At 55.7% G+C, this 15,712-nt stretch carries 13 protein-coding genes and 8 tRNA genes; 3 read left to right on the forward strand and 18 right to left on the reverse strand.

Going from position 1 to position 15,712, the window contains the following annotated elements:
• Nucleotides 1-118 precede the first annotated feature (118 nt).
• The gene (locus JYB85_RS12865; RefSeq protein WP_207379622.1) at nucleotides 119-1,342 is read left to right on the forward strand and encodes a sensor domain-containing diguanylate cyclase; all 1,224 of its coding nucleotides are present in this window, start codon (nucleotides 119-121) and stop codon (nucleotides 1,340-1,342) included.
• Nucleotides 1,343-1,367: 25 nt separating this feature from the next.
• On the opposite strand, the gene JYB85_RS12870 is transcribed toward JYB85_RS12865, so the two are convergent.
• The 4 genes from JYB85_RS12870 to JYB85_RS12885 form a co-directional block, all read right to left on the reverse strand.
• The gene (locus JYB85_RS12870; RefSeq protein WP_207379623.1) at nucleotides 1,368-1,985 is read right to left on the reverse strand and encodes a transglycosylase SLT domain-containing protein; all 618 of its coding nucleotides are present in this window, start codon (nucleotides 1,983-1,985) and stop codon (nucleotides 1,368-1,370) included.
• 69 nt (nucleotides 1,986-2,054) lie between these two features.
• Nucleotides 2,055-2,471, reverse strand: coding sequence for a hypothetical protein (locus JYB85_RS12875; RefSeq protein WP_228730102.1), 417 nt, complete (start codon nucleotides 2,469-2,471; stop codon nucleotides 2,055-2,057).
• Nucleotides 2,468-4,042: a glutamate--cysteine ligase gene (gene gshA, locus JYB85_RS12880; RefSeq protein WP_207379624.1), complete on the reverse strand. Its 1,575-nt coding sequence runs from the start codon at nucleotides 4,040-4,042 to the stop codon at nucleotides 2,468-2,470. Before gshA ends, JYB85_RS12875 begins: the two co-directional genes overlap by 4 nt.
• Nucleotides 4,043-4,216: 174 nt before the next feature.
• Nucleotides 4,217-7,048 (reverse strand): M16 family metallopeptidase, encoded by a 2,832-nt coding sequence (locus JYB85_RS12885; protein ID WP_207379625.1) that lies wholly within the window; start codon nucleotides 7,046-7,048, stop codon nucleotides 4,217-4,219.
• Nucleotides 7,049-7,358: 310 nt separating this feature from the next.
• On the opposite strand from JYB85_RS12885, the gene JYB85_RS12890 reads away from it, so the two are divergent.
• Together JYB85_RS12890 and JYB85_RS12895 are read left to right on the forward strand one after the other, a co-directional pair.
• Complete coding sequence (locus JYB85_RS12890) at nucleotides 7,359-8,633, forward strand: dicarboxylate/amino acid:cation symporter (protein WP_207379626.1); 1,275 nt, start codon at nucleotides 7,359-7,361, stop codon at nucleotides 8,631-8,633.
• Nucleotides 8,634-8,743: 110 nt separating this feature from the next.
• Complete coding sequence (locus tag JYB85_RS12895; protein WP_207379627.1) at nucleotides 8,744-8,911, forward strand: hypothetical protein; 168 nt, start codon at nucleotides 8,744-8,746, stop codon at nucleotides 8,909-8,911.
• Nucleotide 8,912: 1 nt separating this feature from the next.
• Here JYB85_RS12895 and JYB85_RS12900 read toward each other — a convergent pair whose 3' ends face one another.
• From JYB85_RS12900 to JYB85_RS12965, 14 genes are all read right to left on the reverse strand, one after another.
• The gene (locus JYB85_RS12900; RefSeq protein ID WP_207320399.1) at nucleotides 8,913-10,043 is read right to left on the reverse strand and encodes a sodium ion-translocating decarboxylase subunit beta; all 1,131 of its coding nucleotides are present in this window, start codon (nucleotides 10,041-10,043) and stop codon (nucleotides 8,913-8,915) included.
• 27 nt (nucleotides 10,044-10,070) lie between these two features.
• Nucleotides 10,071-11,834 (reverse strand): sodium-extruding oxaloacetate decarboxylase subunit alpha, encoded by a 1,764-nt coding sequence (gene oadA / locus JYB85_RS12905; RefSeq protein WP_207379628.1) that lies wholly within the window; start codon nucleotides 11,832-11,834, stop codon nucleotides 10,071-10,073.
• Entirely contained in the window at nucleotides 11,831-12,085 is a 255-nt protein-coding gene (locus JYB85_RS12910) for an OadG family transporter subunit (RefSeq protein WP_207379629.1), read from the reverse strand. Before JYB85_RS12910 ends, oadA begins: the two co-directional genes overlap by 4 nt.
• A 361-nt stretch (nucleotides 12,086-12,446) precedes the next feature.
• The gene (gene tnpA / locus JYB85_RS12915; RefSeq protein WP_207381940.1) at nucleotides 12,447-12,893 is read right to left on the reverse strand and encodes an IS200/IS605 family transposase; all 447 of its coding nucleotides are present in this window, start codon (nucleotides 12,891-12,893) and stop codon (nucleotides 12,447-12,449) included.
• A 156-nt stretch (nucleotides 12,894-13,049) separates the two neighbouring features.
• Nucleotides 13,050-13,126 (reverse strand) — tRNA-Arg (locus JYB85_RS12920).
• 43 nt (nucleotides 13,127-13,169) lie between these two features.
• A tRNA-Ser gene (locus JYB85_RS12925) sits at nucleotides 13,170-13,261 on the reverse strand.
• A gap of 7 nt (nucleotides 13,262-13,268) precedes the next feature.
• A tRNA-Arg gene (locus JYB85_RS12930) sits at nucleotides 13,269-13,345 on the reverse strand.
• Between the two features lie 30 nt (nucleotides 13,346-13,375).
• Nucleotides 13,376-13,452 (reverse strand) — tRNA-Arg (locus tag JYB85_RS12935).
• 37 nt (nucleotides 13,453-13,489) lie between these two features.
• Nucleotides 13,490-13,566: transfer RNA gene (locus tag JYB85_RS12940), tRNA-Arg, on the reverse strand.
• 29 nt (nucleotides 13,567-13,595) lie between these two features.
• Nucleotides 13,596-13,672 (reverse strand) — tRNA-Arg (locus JYB85_RS12945).
• 35 nt (nucleotides 13,673-13,707) lie between these two features.
• Nucleotides 13,708-13,784: transfer RNA gene (locus tag JYB85_RS12950), tRNA-Arg, on the reverse strand.
• 23 nt (nucleotides 13,785-13,807) lie between these two features.
• Nucleotides 13,808-13,899, reverse strand: a tRNA-Ser gene (locus JYB85_RS12955).
• A 251-nt stretch (nucleotides 13,900-14,150) separates the two neighbouring features.
• Nucleotides 14,151-14,345 carry a carbon storage regulator CsrA gene (gene csrA, locus JYB85_RS12960; protein ID WP_207320402.1) on the reverse strand — a complete coding sequence of 65 codons (195 nt, stop codon included), beginning with the start codon at nucleotides 14,343-14,345 and terminating at the stop codon, nucleotides 14,151-14,153.
• A 114-nt stretch (nucleotides 14,346-14,459) separates the two neighbouring features.
• Nucleotides 14,460-15,671: an aspartate kinase gene (locus tag JYB85_RS12965; protein WP_207320403.1), complete on the reverse strand. Its 1,212-nt coding sequence runs from the start codon at nucleotides 15,669-15,671 to the stop codon at nucleotides 14,460-14,462.
• Nucleotides 15,672-15,712: the final 41 nt, after the last annotated feature.

Consider the following 15,712-nt stretch of genomic DNA (forward strand, 5'->3'; position numbering starts at 1 on the left):
CCGTAATGCGGCCCGGATCACAGCCCCGTCTCTACGGGGCTGTTTGCTATCTGTGGTACTTTGGCAGGCAACCTGGCTATAATGGCTCAGCTGATTTTGGCAAAATGGACTGCATAAAGTGAAGCAACGGGATAGCCTCAAACGTAAACGCATAGATACCCTCGACTACCGCTTTCATATTCTGCTGCTGGCACTGCCACTGGCCCTGTTTATGGGCTTGTTTATGCTGTTTGCCCCCGAAAGCGGGGTGAACTGGATGGCCCTGTTGCTGGTATGCCTGGTCTATCTGTTGGGATACAGCCTCAGCTACTATCTGCATCAGGGCAGGATCAGCCGCCTCTGGCACCATCTGGAACAGGTGGTCGGGATCAATGACGCCACCTATGAGCTGGTGCATCTCTCCAGCCATTATCAGGACGAACACGCCTTTCTCGATGCCCTGCTCAACAAGGCGGTCAGTGTGATCAATGGCGCCGAAATGGGCAGTATTATTCGGGTTGACCCCGACACCCATCAGCTGGAGTTCGAATCCTGTGTTGGCATAGATATCAGCCGCCTGAAGACAATTCACTTCACCCTGGAGCAATCCTTTGAGTACCGACTCACCAAGGGCAAATGCGACCGGGTGGTGGTCATAGACGATATGCGCAATATCAATGCCGGCAGCACACTGTCAGAGGAAGAGCAGGAAATACTGCTGACGGCGGCCAAGGAGCCCATACGCTCAACCCTATCCAGCCCGATACACATCGACGGCAAACTCTACGCCATGCTGAACCTCGACAGCAGCCAAATGGGCGCCTTCAGCGACTATGACCGCAACCTGGTGTCGATACTCACCCACGAAGCCGCCAACGCCATTTCTCTGTACCAGAAATCCCGCCGCATTACCCAGCTGGCCCAATTCGACCCCCTGACCGGACTGCACAACAGGCGTCATTTCGAAGAGCAGGTGCCCAACTGGCAACACAATGACAGCCTGGGCAGCTTCCTGGTGCTGATAGATATGGATAACTTAAAGAAAATCAATGATCAGCTCGGGCATACCCAGGGGGATCAGGCGCTGAAACACCTGAGCCAGGTGATGCAGAAATATTGGGGCAAGAAGCAACTGCTGGCCCGCTTCGGTGGTGATGAATTCGTTGCCCTGTGTCAGGGGCCCGAATACCGCCTGCAGGAGCAACTGCAATGTATGTTGGAAGAGCTGGCCGACGGCCCCATCAAGGTGGGATTCAGTTACGGCATAGTGCCCTATGCCGGCCATTGGGAGCAGGCCTTTACCCTGGCCGATGCCGCCATGTACCGCCACAAGGACAACCGCAAAAGGGTGGCCAACCTCTAACAGGCCGTCAGACTAAAGAGCCCGGTTAGCCGAAAAATACCCGCCACAGCCAGGATGAGTCCAGATCCTCCTTGCAGCCCTTGTACTGGGCAGCATAGCGTTTGGATCTGGCATCCACCTTGGCGGCCACCTTCAGCAGCCAGGGCTTGCCCTTGTGTGTTCCCCTGCGATATCCGCCCCAGCCTTCGTGATAATTGAGGTATTGGGCCCTGGCGTCCCATTTGGACACGCCATTCAACTTATGGGTCTTGGTGATAAACCAGCCCATAAAATCCATGGCATCATCAAAATCACTGCGACTGGCCCAGCCGTTGTCCGTCTCCCTGACATAGTCGTCCCAGGTGAGGGTCTTGGCCTGGGCATAGCCATAGGCGTCACTGGCGCGGCCAATGGGGATAAAGCCCAGCACATACTCCATGGGCGGTGCGGCGTCGTGTTTGAACGAACTTTCCTGATACATCATCGCCAGCGGCACATGCACGGGAACGCCCCATTTGTCACGGGTCGCCACCGCAGCGTCGTACCAGCCCCTGTGCTCCTTGAAGATGGCACAGAGGTTATCGGGGTCCTTTGGCGGGGATGTGGCGCAGCCTCCCAGGCTCAGCAGCAACAGCGGGAGGACAGCCTTGGCCTTGAGGGTCATAGGGCATCCATTCTGAGAGTGAGGAAAAAAGTGTCCCATTAACTTCAATGGGATGCAATGCACTGTGGCTCAGTTTTGCACATCCGGTTCACACTCGACAGCCTCTTCCTGCCACACCTTGGGCTGCCAGTAATCCGGGTTATTGCCCACGTAGGGCTTGTCGGTATACAGCTGCGCCGCCAGGTGATAACGCTTACCGGCCTCAACCTTAAGATCCAGATACTTGGCGCCACGGGCGGCCAGGGCCACCTTCAGGCGCGGATCGTCGATAAGCTCGGCCAGGGTAAAACGATACACCCCGGGGCTCAAACGAAAATTGGGCCGGGACAATACCGCCTTGTCATTGAGATGGGTCACCACCACCCGGTACAGATGTTCAGCAGCCGGGGGTTCCAGATAGCCCGAGACTATGCCGCAACTGAGCTGCACATCGGGGGCCGAAGAGCAGCCCCCCAGCAGCAACAGCAAGGGCAAAAGCTTTCTCACGATGGTACCTTGAAATAATCGGCCAGGAAGCTGTCGAAATCCTGGGTGTCAGCCGCTTCCAGCGCTTGCTGCTTGTCGAGCGAGGCCTTGGCTTCGTCTTTGTACCCCTGCTCCACCTCGGCACTGAGTGGATAGGCCTTGAAATATTCCTGGTACTGATTGGCCAGGGTCATTACCCAATCACTGTGGTCCTTTCCCTCAACCACTATGGCCTGGTGAATGCGTCCGGACAGGGTATAGGCGGGATTCTCAACCGCTGCACGCCACACGGATAAGGCCTCGTGGTAAGCCTGGGTGTCATCATCGAGAAAATCCGCCAGCGCCGCCATGCGATCAAAAATTTCCAGCAACCAATCCTTGAGGCCCAGGGTTTCACCGCGGCGGCTGAGCATAAGTCCAGGGCGTCGCCCTTCGAGAATGACCTTGCGCAGGTTGGCGGCGATTTCCGCTTCCTCTGTGGCATCGGAGGCCGGTGACTCCTCAAGCAGGCAGTACAGCAGGAACAGATCCAGCAGCCTGAGTTGACTGGCCTCCACACCCACGGGGCTGAAGGGGTTCACATCCAGGGCGCGCACTTCGATGTATTCCACACCAGCGCGGGCCAGGGCCTCGGAGGGTTTCTCGCCCGCCCGGGTCACCCGCTTGGCGCGGATAGGGGCATAAAATTCGTTTTCTATCTGCAATATATTGCTGTTGAGCTGGCGATATTCGCCGTCCACCTTGACGCCAATCTCGGCAAACTTGGCCGATGGCATATGAATCGCCGCCTGAATACCGGCCAGGTAATCCGGCAGCGAGTTATAGCTCAGGTTCAGTGACTCCTGTTCGCGGTTGGTATAGCCCAAATCGCTCATCCTCAGCGAGGTGGCATAGGGCAGATACAGGGTGCCCTTGCCGGTGCGCTCAAAGGCCAGGTCTGTTTTTTGCCCCTTGATAAAGGAGGAACAGAGTGCCGGCGAGGCACCAAACAGGTAGGGCAGCACCCACACCAGGCGGCGGTAGTTGCGGATAAGTCCGAAATAGGACTCGGACACAAAATCCCCGACCGGTTCCCTGCCCTGCTTGCGGCTATAGGCTTGCAACAGGGGCCAGAGTTCGTCGGCAACGGAAAAATTGAAATGCACCCCGGAAATAATCTGCATCAGGGCGCCATATCTGTAGGTCAGTCCCTTGCGGTACAGGGTCTTGAGCTTGCCATTATTGGAGCTGCCGTATCGGGCTATGGGAATGTCTTCCAGCTTACCCACATAACAGGGCATGCTCACGGGCCAGAGCTTCTGTCCATTGAGATTGCGGACACTGTAGGCATGGGTCTCGGTCAGGCCCGTCAGCAGGCTGTCAATGTCGTGGGCCACGGGAGTAATGAATTCCAACAAGGCTTCACTGTAATCCGTGGTAATGCGCGAATGGGTCAGGGCCGAACCCAGCGCCTTGGGATGCTCATCCATGGCAAGCTGGCAGCAGGCGTTGATCCTCAGGGCCTCACGTTCTATACCCCGGCGCATCCCCAGCAGCGCATTGCGCCCTGCTTCATCGGAGAGAAATTCCAGCTTCTCATTGAATTGTGTCAATTGATTTTTCTCTACATTCTGTCGCGCCCTAGGGCACAGAGTACAGCCAGACCGCGTAGCCGACCGCCTGCTTTCAGACTGATTTCAAAATAATGCCAAACCCGGTTGGCAGGCAAGCAAATCAGCACAGCCGGTTATCCCGGCTGCTGCTTATATGGGGATGGTCGCCCCCTTTTACAATACCAGCGGCTCAACAGGATATCCCAGGGCCTTGAGCGAGGCTTCAATCCGCGCTTTATCGCCCACCACCAGGATCACCATCTGTCCCAAATCCAGCTGCTTGGCCGCCAGTTGATTCAGCTCGGCGGCGCTGATGCTGTCGGTAATTTCTCCCTGACGCACGGTGAAATCATCCTTGAGGCCGTAACGCTGGATCATCCGCATAAAGCCCGCTTTCTGGAAAGGCGTTTCATAATCCAGTGCCTGCCCCTGGGACACCGAGTTGCGCATAAAGGCCAGCTCATCTGCGCGGATCCCCTGCTCCCGATATTGAGCTATTTCTTTGACAAATTCTTTAATGGCCTCGGCGGTCACATCGGTACGGACGCTGGCGGTGGCCATAAACTTGCCGGTCTCAACACCGCCACTGAAGAAACTTCTGGCGCCGTAGGTATAGCCCTTGTCTTCCCTGAGATTGAGGTTGATGCGGCTGTTGAACGCGCCGCCAAGGGGATAGTTCATCAGGAAAGACTTGAAGTATTCACCATCGGCATCATAGGGCATGGCCACCTTGCCAATGGAAATGACCGACTGGGCCGCACCTGGTTTGTCGAGCAAATACAGGGTGCCGCCGGCAAGCGTTGGCAAGGGGGGCAAGGACGGCATGGGCACGGCCTCGCCCTGCCACTGGCCGAGCACAGCCAAGGACTTGAGCAACTTGTCCTTGGGCGCACTGGACACGGCCACAATCTGGGCGTTGCCGGCCTGGTACTGCAAGGCGTAGAAGTCTTTGACATCGTCCAATGTCAGGGAGGCCACGCTGGCCACAGTGCCCTTGTCATTGACGCCCAATGGACTGTCACCATAAAGCAGTTTGGCAAAGGCACTGGATGCCAGGAAGTTGGGATCCGAGGCCAGATGCTGCAGGGATTGCAGCGTCTGCTGCTTGGCACGCTCAAAGTCCCCCGGCAACAAACCCGGTTGCAGCAGTTTTTCCTGCACTATGGCCAGGACAGCGTCCAGCTTGCTGGTGAGTGTGGAGATCTTGATGTGACTCTGGTACTCGGCAGCGCCGAATTCAACGCTGGCCCCCAACAACTCCAGGGCCTGGGTCAGCTCTTCGGTGGAGCGATTGGCACTGGACTCATTAAGCACAGAGGCTGTGAGGCTGGCCAAGCCGGCCTTGGCCACGGGTGCCAGTCTGTGACCGCCGTTGAGATAAATGACAATTTCCGTGGTCGGGGTTTCGCGGCTTTCGGTGCCAAGCACCGCAATACCATTGGCCAGGGTGCTGCGCCACAGGGTCGGCACTTTTAGCACAGGTGCCTTGGCTGAGGCCGGCATGACGCTGCGATCAAAACTGGATATGGGCTTGGCGTCGCTCAACTTGCCTTCCACCGCCGATGCCGCCACCAAGGGAGCCGGCGCGCTGAAATTGTCCTCGGCGGCCGCGAGCGCCATGGCACCTTCAGGTACCACACTCATCACCATCATGGGTTTGTCTTTGACATACTTGGCAAATACCCGCATCACGTCGGCCTTGGTCACGCTGGCATAACGCTCAAGATCGTGGGCCACCATGTTGGGGTTGTCGAACAAGGTCTGGTTGTAGGCCAGGGTCGATACCTTACCGCGCACGCTCTGGAGGTTGAATATGGTATCGGACTCAAATTGCACCTTGACCTTCTCAAGATCTTCATCGGTCACGCCGCGCTGTTCAAATTCCTTGATGGACTCCAGCAACCTGGCTTCAAGCTCTTTGAGGCTGCCGCCACGGGACGGGTTGGCGAGCGCATAAAACGCCAGCTGACAGGCCAGCTCCAGGCAGGGATGGCTGGCGCCGGCCTGCACCGCAAAGCCATCTTTCACCAGATTTTTGTACACCAGGGAGGTTTTGCCGCCACCGAGTATATTGGCCAGCAGATCCAGGGCGGCCTCGTCTTCATGCTGGGCGTAAACCGTAGGGAATCCCATCCGCAGCAGCGGCAGGTGCACCTTGTCTTCCATGGAGATGTAGCGGGTTTTGTCCAGGGTCACCGGTTTTTTGGGCAGGGGCTGCACCTCGGGGCCGGCTGGGATTTCACCAAAATACTTGTTTACCCAGGCCAGGGTCTGGGCCTCGTCAAAATCGCCGCCTATGGTCAGGGTCGCATTGTTGGGACCGTACCAGCGCTGGAAAAAGTGTTTCACATCGTCGACGCTGGCGCGCTCCAGATCTTCGGGCCAACCAATAACGGGCCAGGAATAGGGATGTCCGACTGGATACAGGGCCTGATTGTATTTCTCTGACATGCGGCCATAGGGCTGGTTGTCGATGCGCTGGGCACGCTCGTTCTTCACCGTTTCCCGCTGGACCTCGAATTTTTCCTTGGTCAGGGCCGGTAGCAGGAAGCCCATGCGATCAGATTCCAGCCACAGCATTTTTTCCAGCTGATTGCTCGGCACTGTCTCGAAATAATTGGTGCGATCGGTATTGGTGGTGCCATTGAGTTCACCACCGGCCTCGGTCACCACCTTGAAGTGCTGCTCATCGGCTACGTGCTTGGAGCCCTGAAACATCATGTGTTCAAACAGATGGGCGAAACCGCTGCGACCGGCGCGCTCCCTGTCTGACCCCACATGGTAGGTCACGTCCACATGCACCAGGGGATCCGAGTTGTCCTGATGCAGTATGACGGTCAGGCCATTGGCCAGCCGGTATTTCTTGTAAGGAATGCCAACCTGCTGCGAAGAGGGCGATACGGTTTCCAGCAAACTAATGCCCTGGGGCAATTCCGGAGCGGGACTTTGGTGGGCACAGCCGCTCAAAGCTGCCGATATCGCGGCGGCGAGGATCCATTTTTTCATGGCAAGTTCCTTATATACAAAGCAAATGATTCAGCCAAGGGCTGACTATAACAGACAATCACGCCGGCTCAAGCCGGGCCTGTTGCCGGGCTGTAAGCAGATTTTTCCACAAAGCGCTCCGGTTGCCGGACTTGTGCATGTTGCAAAAGGGTGTCATGTTAACGACAACAAAACAAACGCTTGCCGCACAATAAGTTATAAGAAAAACGTTTTGGTCGCACTCGCCCCCTGCCGTTACAATGACCTATGGTGGTTCTCGGCGGGCATCGACGGACACTGAGTGCCACACCAGCTAATTTCGGGGATCTGCATGTTGCTTCAAACACTTAATCGAATTCCATTCTGGCAGAAAGTGCTGCTGGGTTTTGCTCTGGGTACTGTCACCGGGGTCATTTTCGGCGAGGGTGCGACCCTGCTCAAGCCCCTGGGCGAACTGTTTATCAGCGCCATCAAGATGCTGGTTGCGCCCCTGGTACTCTGTGCCATAGTGGTCAGTATCACCTCCCTTGGCAACGCCGCCAATCTCAAGCGCCTGAGCATAAAGACCCTCGGTATGTTCATGCTGACCGGCACCATAGCCTCACTGATAGGTCTGGCCGTTGGCAGCGCCATTGATATGGGTGGCTCAATGGCACTGGCCACCACAGAGGTGCGCGAGCGCAATATCCCCGGCTTTGCCCAGGTGTTGCTGGACATGATCCCGGTCAACCCCTTTGCGTCCCTGGCCGATGGGAAGGTGCTGCAGATCATCGTTTTTGCCGCCCTTATCGGTATCGCCATCAACGGCGTGGGTGAAAAAGCCGAGCCACTCAAACGCACCTTTGAGGCCGGTGCCGAGGTCATGTTCCAACTGACCCGCATGGTACTCAAGCTGACCCCCCTTGGGGTATTTGGTCTGATGGCCTGGGTGGTGGGTGAATACGGTCTCTCAACCCTGCTGCCCCTGGGCAAGTTCATCCTGGCGATTTATATTGCCGCCCTTATTCACATCATCTTTGTCTATGGCGGCCTGGTGAAATTCGGCGCGGGTTTGAGTCCGTTGCAGTTTTTCCGCAAGGCCATGCCGGCGCAGCTGGTGGCCTTCAGCACCGCGTCAAGCTTTGGCACCCTGCCGGTAACGACCCGCTGTACCGAGGCAATGGGCGTGTCCAAGAATTACAGCGCCTTTGTCCTGCCCATGGGCGCCACCATGAACATGGACGGCTGTGGCGGTATTTATCCGGCCATCGCCGCCATCTTCATCGCCCAGATTTACGGCATCCCGCTGGATATGACCGACTATATGTTGATTGCGGTGACCGCAACAGTGGCCTCGGTGGGCACAGCCGGGGTTCCCGGCAGCGCCATGGTGATGCTGACCGTCACCCTGGGTGTCATTGGCCTGCCTCTGGAGGGTATAGCCTTTATCGCCGCCATCGACAGGGTGATAGACATGATACGCACCTGTACCAATGTCACCGGCGACATGATGACCGCTGTGGTGGTAGGTAAATCGGAAGGCCAACTGGATCTGGCCAAGTTTGAGCAGCAAGAATCTACTGTCGAAGAAGTCGTGGAAGAAGAGCAGGAAGAAGTTCGCGCCTAAACTGCAACCAAATTAAAGGCCGCCTTGGGGCGGCCTTTTGTTTTACAAGCACTTGGTGATTCCGGTTATGGCGCCTAAACTGGATTCATCAACAATCACCAGTAAGTGCAATGACCAGACTCTTTCTTTTACCCCTGTTACTTTGCCTGCTGTGGAGCATGTTCCTGTACTTCAGGCGCATCCCCCTTGCCGAAGGTAAGCAAGGCTATGTTTATATCCTCAGTGGCAGTGGCATTCTGATTGCCCTGCTCAGCCTGCTGCTGTGGCTGACGCACTGAGTCAGCCCAGTACCGCAAGCAAGATACCCGCTGCCACCGCACTGCCCAGCACACCGGCCACATTGGGGCCCATGGCATGCATCAACAGGTAATTGTGGGGATTGGCTTCCAGTCCCACTTTATTGGCCACCCTCGCCGCCATGGGCACAGCCGACACCCCTGCAGCACCTATGAGCGGATTGACCTTGCCACCACTGAGTTTGCACATCAGCTTGGCCATCAATACCCCGGCCGCGGTGCCAATGGCAAAGGCTATGGCTCCAAGCACCAGGATCCCCAGGGTTTCCATGCGCAAAAACTGCGCCGCCGACAGTTTGGAGCCCACCGCCAAGCCGAGAAATATGGTCACTATGTTGATAAGCTCGTTTTGGGCGGTATTGGACAGCCTGTCCACGACCCCGGACTCGCGCATCAGGTTCCCCAGGCAAAACATGCCCACCAGGGGCGTGGCCGCCGGCAGAAACAGAATTGTCAGGCCCAGTACCATCAGCGGAAAAATAATTTTCTCCTGTTTGCTGACTTCCCGCAGCTGCTCCATCTTGATGGCCCGCTCCTGAGGCGTGGTCAGGGCGCGCATAATCGGCGGTTGTATGATGGGCACCAGTGCCATATAGGAATAGGCCGCCACGGCAATGGCCCCCAATAGCTCAGGCGCCAGTTTGGAAGCCAGGAAAATTGCCGTCGGACCGTCGGCGCCGCCTATGATGGCGATGGCCGCCGCATCCTTAAGGCTGAATTCAAACCCAGGCACCAGGTTCAGGGCAATGGCACCGATGAGAGTCGCAAAAATGCCGAATTGGGCGGCCGCCCCCAGTAACAAGGTTTTGGGGTTGGCGATAAGCGCCCCAAAGTCCGTCAGGGCACCCACCCCCATAAAGATCAGCAAGGGAAACACCCCGGTTTCTATGCCCACATGATAGGCGTAGTACAAGAGGCCACCCTCTTCGGTAAAGCCGGCATTGGGGATGTTGGCCAGCACGGCACCAAAGCCTATGGGCAACAACAGCAGCGGCTCAAATCCCCGCACTATGGCCAGGTAAAGTAACAGGCCACCCACAGCCATCATAAGTGCCTGACCGGCGCTGAAGTGGGCCAGGCCCGTCTCGGCCCAGAAGGCCAGCAATCCATCCATAACGTCTCCTAAAGCAAGGACATGGCTTTAAACCAATGACAAGAGCTGGGCACCGACCGTCACCGAGTCCCCTTCCTTGACCCACAGCTTGGCGATAACACCATCGGCCTGGGCGCGGATCTCGGTTTCCATCTTCATGGCTTCCAAGATGATCACCACGTCTCCGGCGCAAACCCTGTCTCCCGGCGACACGTGAACCTTGAAGATATTGCCGGACAAGGGAGCATTCATCTCCAGCCTGCATTCGCCTGTCTCAGGCACCACAGGGCTCGGCTTTGAGGCACCGCCAAGGGGTTGGATTTGGCTTATCTCACCGCCGGCGGACACCTCAACCACAAAACGCTGGCCTTCGACCGTCACAGTGTAGGTTTCAGGCCCGCTGCTGACGGATGGCGGAGGCTCAGTGCACGGTGCAGGCTCAAAGGCATCGGTATTGCCGCGGTTGCGCAAAAATTGCAGCCCGATTTGCGGAAACAGGGCGTAGGTCAGTACATCGTCATCGAGGCCGTCACAAAGGAGAAACTGCTCACTGGCGGCGCGGGCACTGAGCTCGCTGCGCAACCTGTCCAATTCGGGCTGCAGCAGATCTGCCGGACGGCAGTTGATGGGCTCAGCACCCGCCAGCACCCGCGCCTGCAACTCGGGATTCACCGGCGCAGGGGTGGCACCGTATTCCCCTTTAAGCACGCCCTCGGTTTCCCGGGTCAGGGACTTGTATCTTTCCCCCATAAGCACGTTGATCACCGCCTGGGTGCCCACTATCTGAGAGGTGGGGGTCACCAACGGCAGGAAACCCAAATCTTCCCGAACTCTTGGGATTTCATCCAGCACCAGATCCAGCTTGTCCAGCGCCCCCTGCTCACGGAGCTGGCTCTCCATATTGGTCAGCATGCCGCCGGGCACCTGGGCCCGCAGAATACGGGAATCAATGCCCTGTAATGCCCCCTCGAAACGGGCATACTTCCTGCGGACCTTGCGGAAATAGGCCGCTATGTCTTCCAGCAGCGCCAGATCCAGACCGGTACTGCGCTCGGTATCCTCCACCATGGCCACCAGGGTTTCGGTAGCGCTGTGACCATAGGTCTGGCTCATGGAGGAAATGGCGGTATCCAGCACGTCTATGCCGGCCTCAATAGCTTTCTGATAGGTGGCGGTGGACAGTCCCGTGGTGGCATGGCAATGCATGGCAATCACCAGGCCGGTCTGACTCTTGAGTCGGCTGACCAGTTCAAAGGCCTCCATGGGCCTGAGCAATCCCGCCATATCCTTGATGCACAGGGAATCACAGCCCATGTCTTCCAGGCGTTTGGCCATGTCCACCCAGGTATCGAGATTGTGTACCGGACTGGTGGTGTAGGAGATGGTACCTTGAGCGTGTGCACCGACCTGTTTGACGGCCCGCACCGCTTCCTGCAAGTTACGCACATCATTCATGGCATCAAAAATACGGAATACATCCATACCATTTTCGTGGGCGCGCTCGACAAACCTGTGCACCAGATCATCAGCGTAGTGGCGATAGCCCAGCAGATTTTGTCCCCGCAGCAACATCTGCTGCGGCGTATTGGGCATGGCTTGCTTCAGCAGCCGCAATCTTTCCCAGGGATCTTCCCCCAGATAACGAATGCAGGCATCGAAAGTGGCGCCGCCCCAGGTTTCCAGCGACCAGTAACCCACCTGATCAAGTTTGGCCGCAATGGGCAACATATCGTCGATGCGCAACCGGGTCGCCAGCAAGGATTGGTGGGCGTCCCTCAGCACCACATCGGTCAGGGCCAGTGGCTTACTCATTGATTCTGTCCCTCCCGGGTTCTGTGTTGAAAAATGGCAATGCGTATGGCTTCAAGTACCTTTGGGTCCAGCCCCTGTGGAATGGCAGGCCGGTCAGCCGAAGGAACCGGCTGTGGCTTTGCCTCGGGACCATAAATACGCGCTACCCAATGAATACCGAGGATCAGCAACCCAAGAAAGAGGTAAACCAGGCCCATGCCCAGTAACAGGAGCCCAAGGGCGTCGCCCAGCTGTGAAATGATAGATGTCATAGCAATACCTTTGTCTGTTCTAAACGCCGGACAGCAGCGTGCCAAGCCCGATAGGCTATCGAGTCGAACGCAATAGCGCTGACAATAAGATAACCAATATACAACAATTCAGCCACAAGCTTTGTAAAATGGTATGACCAATGTCTAATGGGCTAAGACGGGGAATTCAGGAAAGTGTCGTTTTTATGCTGATTAAATGAGAAATCTATAACAAAATGCTCAATAAGCACACAATCATTATCGCTTTGTGGCTACAGAACATGAGAGATAATCAGCTTGGAAATCGAACAGCTTGAAGAAGTAAAAATCCACCTGCATAGCAGGTGGCTTTGACACAGCCCCCTAAAAGGGGGCTTAAAAACTAACCTTCCAACCCTAACGCTATTTGCCGTTTCTCTTCTTCTTTGGCTGTCTTTTCCTGGTGCCGTACATATCTACGGATTATGTCTTCGTTTGCTCCTACTGAGTCCACAAAATAACCCCGTTGCCAGAAGTGATTCCCCCAGAGCTTGTGCTTTCTTAAATAAGGAAATTTGGCAAACATCCTGATCGCGGTTCTCCCTTTAACAAAACCCATTAAATCCGACACGCTTAGACTGGGTGGGGTTCTGACTACTAGATGGACATGATCTTCCTGAACATTTAGTTCCACGACTCTGCATTTCTTCATGTTGCAGTAAACATAGATACTTCGATAAAGCTCTCTGCCGAGATTACCTTTCAGGATTTTGTACCTGTACTTGGGTGTCCAAACGAGGTGATACTGACAACGATAGAATACGTGAGACGCGGATTCATATCTGCTCATGCTACTTACTCCTTGATTTGCTGGTAACAAACCGAGGGAGTATTTAGCATGGGCATTCTCCGGGCAAAGCCCCACCAGAACGATCACCACCTCCATAGGAGGTGGTTTTAGGGTGACAATAAAAAAGCCCCTGAGTCAAACTCAGGGGCTTTTATTTGGTGCGCATGGAAGGAGTCGAACCTCCGACCGCCTGGTTCGTAGCCAGGTACTCTATCCAGCTGAGCTACATGCGCATAAATCGGTACTCGGGCGATTGCCTGTGAGTATAGTAAAGAATGGCGGAGAAGGAGGGATTCGAACCCTCGATGGGAGATAAAGCCCATACTCCCTTAGCAGGGGAGCGCCTTCGGCCACTCGGCCACCTCTCCGCGAATTTGGCGCGCATGGAAGGAGTCGAACCTCCGACCGCCTGGTTCGTAGCCAGGTACTCTATCCAGCTGAGCTACATGCGCATTGAATTCGGGTCAATCTTTAGGGACTCTTGGCGCGCATGGAAGGAGTCGAACCTCCGACCGCCTGGTTCGTAGCCAGGTACTCTATCCAGCTGAGCTACATGCGCGTTTCAAAGAGTCTGTGCAGTATTCTGAAGTCTGAAATGGCGCGCATGGAAGGAGTCGAACCTCCGACCGCCTGGTTCGTAGCCAGGTACTCTATCCAGCTGAGCTACATGCGCGTGATAAATCAGAAATACAGAAGCAGAAGTGGCGCGCATGGAAGGAGTCGAACCTCCGACCGCCTGGTTCGTAGCCAGGTACTCTATCCAGCTGAGCTACATGCGCGAATTGTTTTCTTTACTGCTAAAAACGAAAAAAGCTGGCGCGCATGGAAGGAGTCGAACCTCCGACCGCCTGGTTCGTAGCCAGGTACTCTATCCAGCTGAGCTACATGCGCACACTTTTAACGCTTTAAGAAAATGGCGGAGAAGGAGGGATTCGAACCCTCGATGGGAGATAAAGCCCATACTCCCTTAGCAGGGGAGCGCCTTCGGCCACTCGGCCACCTCTCCGGTTTTCTTGGCGCACATATTACTGTTTGACGGAAATAAGTCAAACCCTTTTTGGGAAAGGAATTCCGTTTGCCCTGTTTTTAATCAGCTGCTTTGGCAACGGGCCTGAATCCACATCCATCCAGGAGCAAAACTGCGAGTTTATTGAGCAAAAAATGATAAAAATCAAGCGGCTTTATCCAAATTTTGGACAATAAAAAAGCCAGTATAATACTGACTCTTCTATTGCCCTTTCCAAGCGGTTGCGGGTCTCAGTAGTTACCGCCTTCTGAGGTACCGGTCTTTTCTGACTGAATACGCTGGTAGATCTCTTCACGGTGAACAGATACTTCTTTAGGCGCATTCACACCGATACGGACCTGATTGCCCTTTACACCCAGCACTGTCACTGTGACTTCATCACCAATCATCAGTGTTTCACCAACACGACGAGTCAAAATCAGCATTCGTTTGCTCCTTAAGTTCCCATATCATACACACGGCACTGCCCCGCATACGTCCTTATTATAAGGTCAGCTTAGTACAAATTAATAGTATTCAATACTAAAACCGTCATTTACTTACACCTTATTTAAGGCGAAAGCGTGATGCAGTGCGCGAACGGCGTGTTGTAGTTTCTCTTCAGCTATCACCACTGACAGCTTGATTTCAGACGTCGACAGTAGCTTAACCTGTATACCGACGCCAGCCAAAATTTCAAATACCCTGGATGCCACATCCGTCAGCGCCAGCTCGCCGTTACTGACAAGGGACACCTTGGCCAAACCGGTCTCGTAACTAACCGTGCCCAGCGAATGCTGGCTGCCAAGCTCGTCCAGTAACCTCAGGCACTGCTCCATGGCATTCACCGGCAAGGTGAGACCAAGACCATCGGCCGCATCGAGCTTGACCACCAGGTCGGTCTCCACGCCGCCATTGAGCAGACACTGAAATAAGGCCTTCTCAATCTCGGTGTTTTTTGCCACCTCGCTCAGTGACACCAGACCCAAGCCCTTGCTGACGGCTATCCCCACTATGCCGGCCTCGGCCATGTCGGTGCCGTCAAAGCGGATCAGGGTGCCGCTGCCATGCTCAAAGCTCGACAGCACCCTCAGAGGCACCCGGTAGCGCTCGGCACAGGCGACACTGTCGGGATGCAACACCTTGGCTCCCAGCTTGGCCATTTCATACATGGCCTCAAAGCTGATTTCATCCAGCTTCTGGGCACTGGGTTCCAGATTCGGATCCGTGGTGTACACACCGCAGACATCGGTGAAAATCTGGCATTCATCGGCCTTGAGCGCCGCAGCTATTGCCACCGCCGTGGTGTCCGAGCCACCGCGCCCCAGGGTAGTGATATCCCCCTGGGGGTCTACCCCCTGAAATCCCGCGACCACGGGGAGCACCCCGGAATCGAGCAGGGCCTTCAGGTACTCGGTTTCCACCTTGTCTATGGCCGCCCGGCCAAACTGGCTATTGGTCAGTATCTTCACCTGGCCACCGCACAGAGAGCGGGCCTTGACCCCACGCTTGCTCAGCGCCATGGTCATCAGGGCGATACTCACCTGCTCACCGGTGGACACCAGCATATCCAGTTCCCTGGGGTGAGCCTTGGGATCCACCTCGGCCGCCAGGGCAAACAGACGGTTGGTTTCACCGGCCATTGCCGACAACACCAAGACCTGTTGCTCACCGTTAAAGTGAGCCTTGGCGATGGCATCGGCCACCGCCTCAATACGTTCGAGGGACCCAACCGAGGTGCCACCGAACTTCTTCACATAAAGTTTATTCACAAAAAGCCTGCTACTGCCCAGCGTGATACATGCCCAACAGA

It is taken from the genome of Shewanella sedimentimangrovi (assembly GCF_017354965.1).
GTDB classification, from domain to species: domain Bacteria; phylum Pseudomonadota; class Gammaproteobacteria; order Enterobacterales; family Shewanellaceae; genus Shewanella; species Shewanella cyperi.

Excerpts from the sequence above, each read along its gene's own strand:
- JYB85_RS12870 (WP_207379623.1), bottom strand. The coding sequence starts at position 1,985 with ATGACCCTCAAGGCCAAGGCTGTCCTCCCGCTGTTGCTGCTGAGCCTG.
- JYB85_RS12885 (WP_207379625.1), bottom strand. The coding sequence starts at position 7,048 with ATGAAAAAATGGATCCTCGCCGCCGCGATATCGGCAGCTTTGAGCGGC.
- JYB85_RS12890 (WP_207379626.1), top strand. The coding sequence starts at position 7,359 with ATGTTGCTTCAAACACTTAATCGAATTCCATTCTGGCAGAAAGTGCTG.
- JYB85_RS12895 (WP_207379627.1), top strand. The coding sequence starts at position 8,744 with ATGACCAGACTCTTTCTTTTACCCCTGTTACTTTGCCTGCTGTGGAGC.
- JYB85_RS12900 (WP_207320399.1), bottom strand. The coding sequence starts at position 10,043 with ATGGATGGATTGCTGGCCTTCTGGGCCGAGACGGGCCTGGCCCACTTC.
- oadA (WP_207379628.1), bottom strand. The coding sequence starts at position 11,834 with ATGAGTAAGCCACTGGCCCTGACCGATGTGGTGCTGAGGGACGCCCAC.
- JYB85_RS12910 (WP_207379629.1), bottom strand. The coding sequence starts at position 12,085 with ATGACATCTATCATTTCACAGCTGGGCGACGCCCTTGGGCTCCTGTTA.
- tnpA (WP_207381940.1), bottom strand. The coding sequence starts at position 12,893 with ATGAGCAGATATGAATCCGCGTCTCACGTATTCTATCGTTGTCAGTAT.
- csrA (WP_207320402.1), bottom strand. The coding sequence starts at position 14,345 with ATGCTGATTTTGACTCGTCGTGTTGGTGAAACACTGATGATTGGTGAT.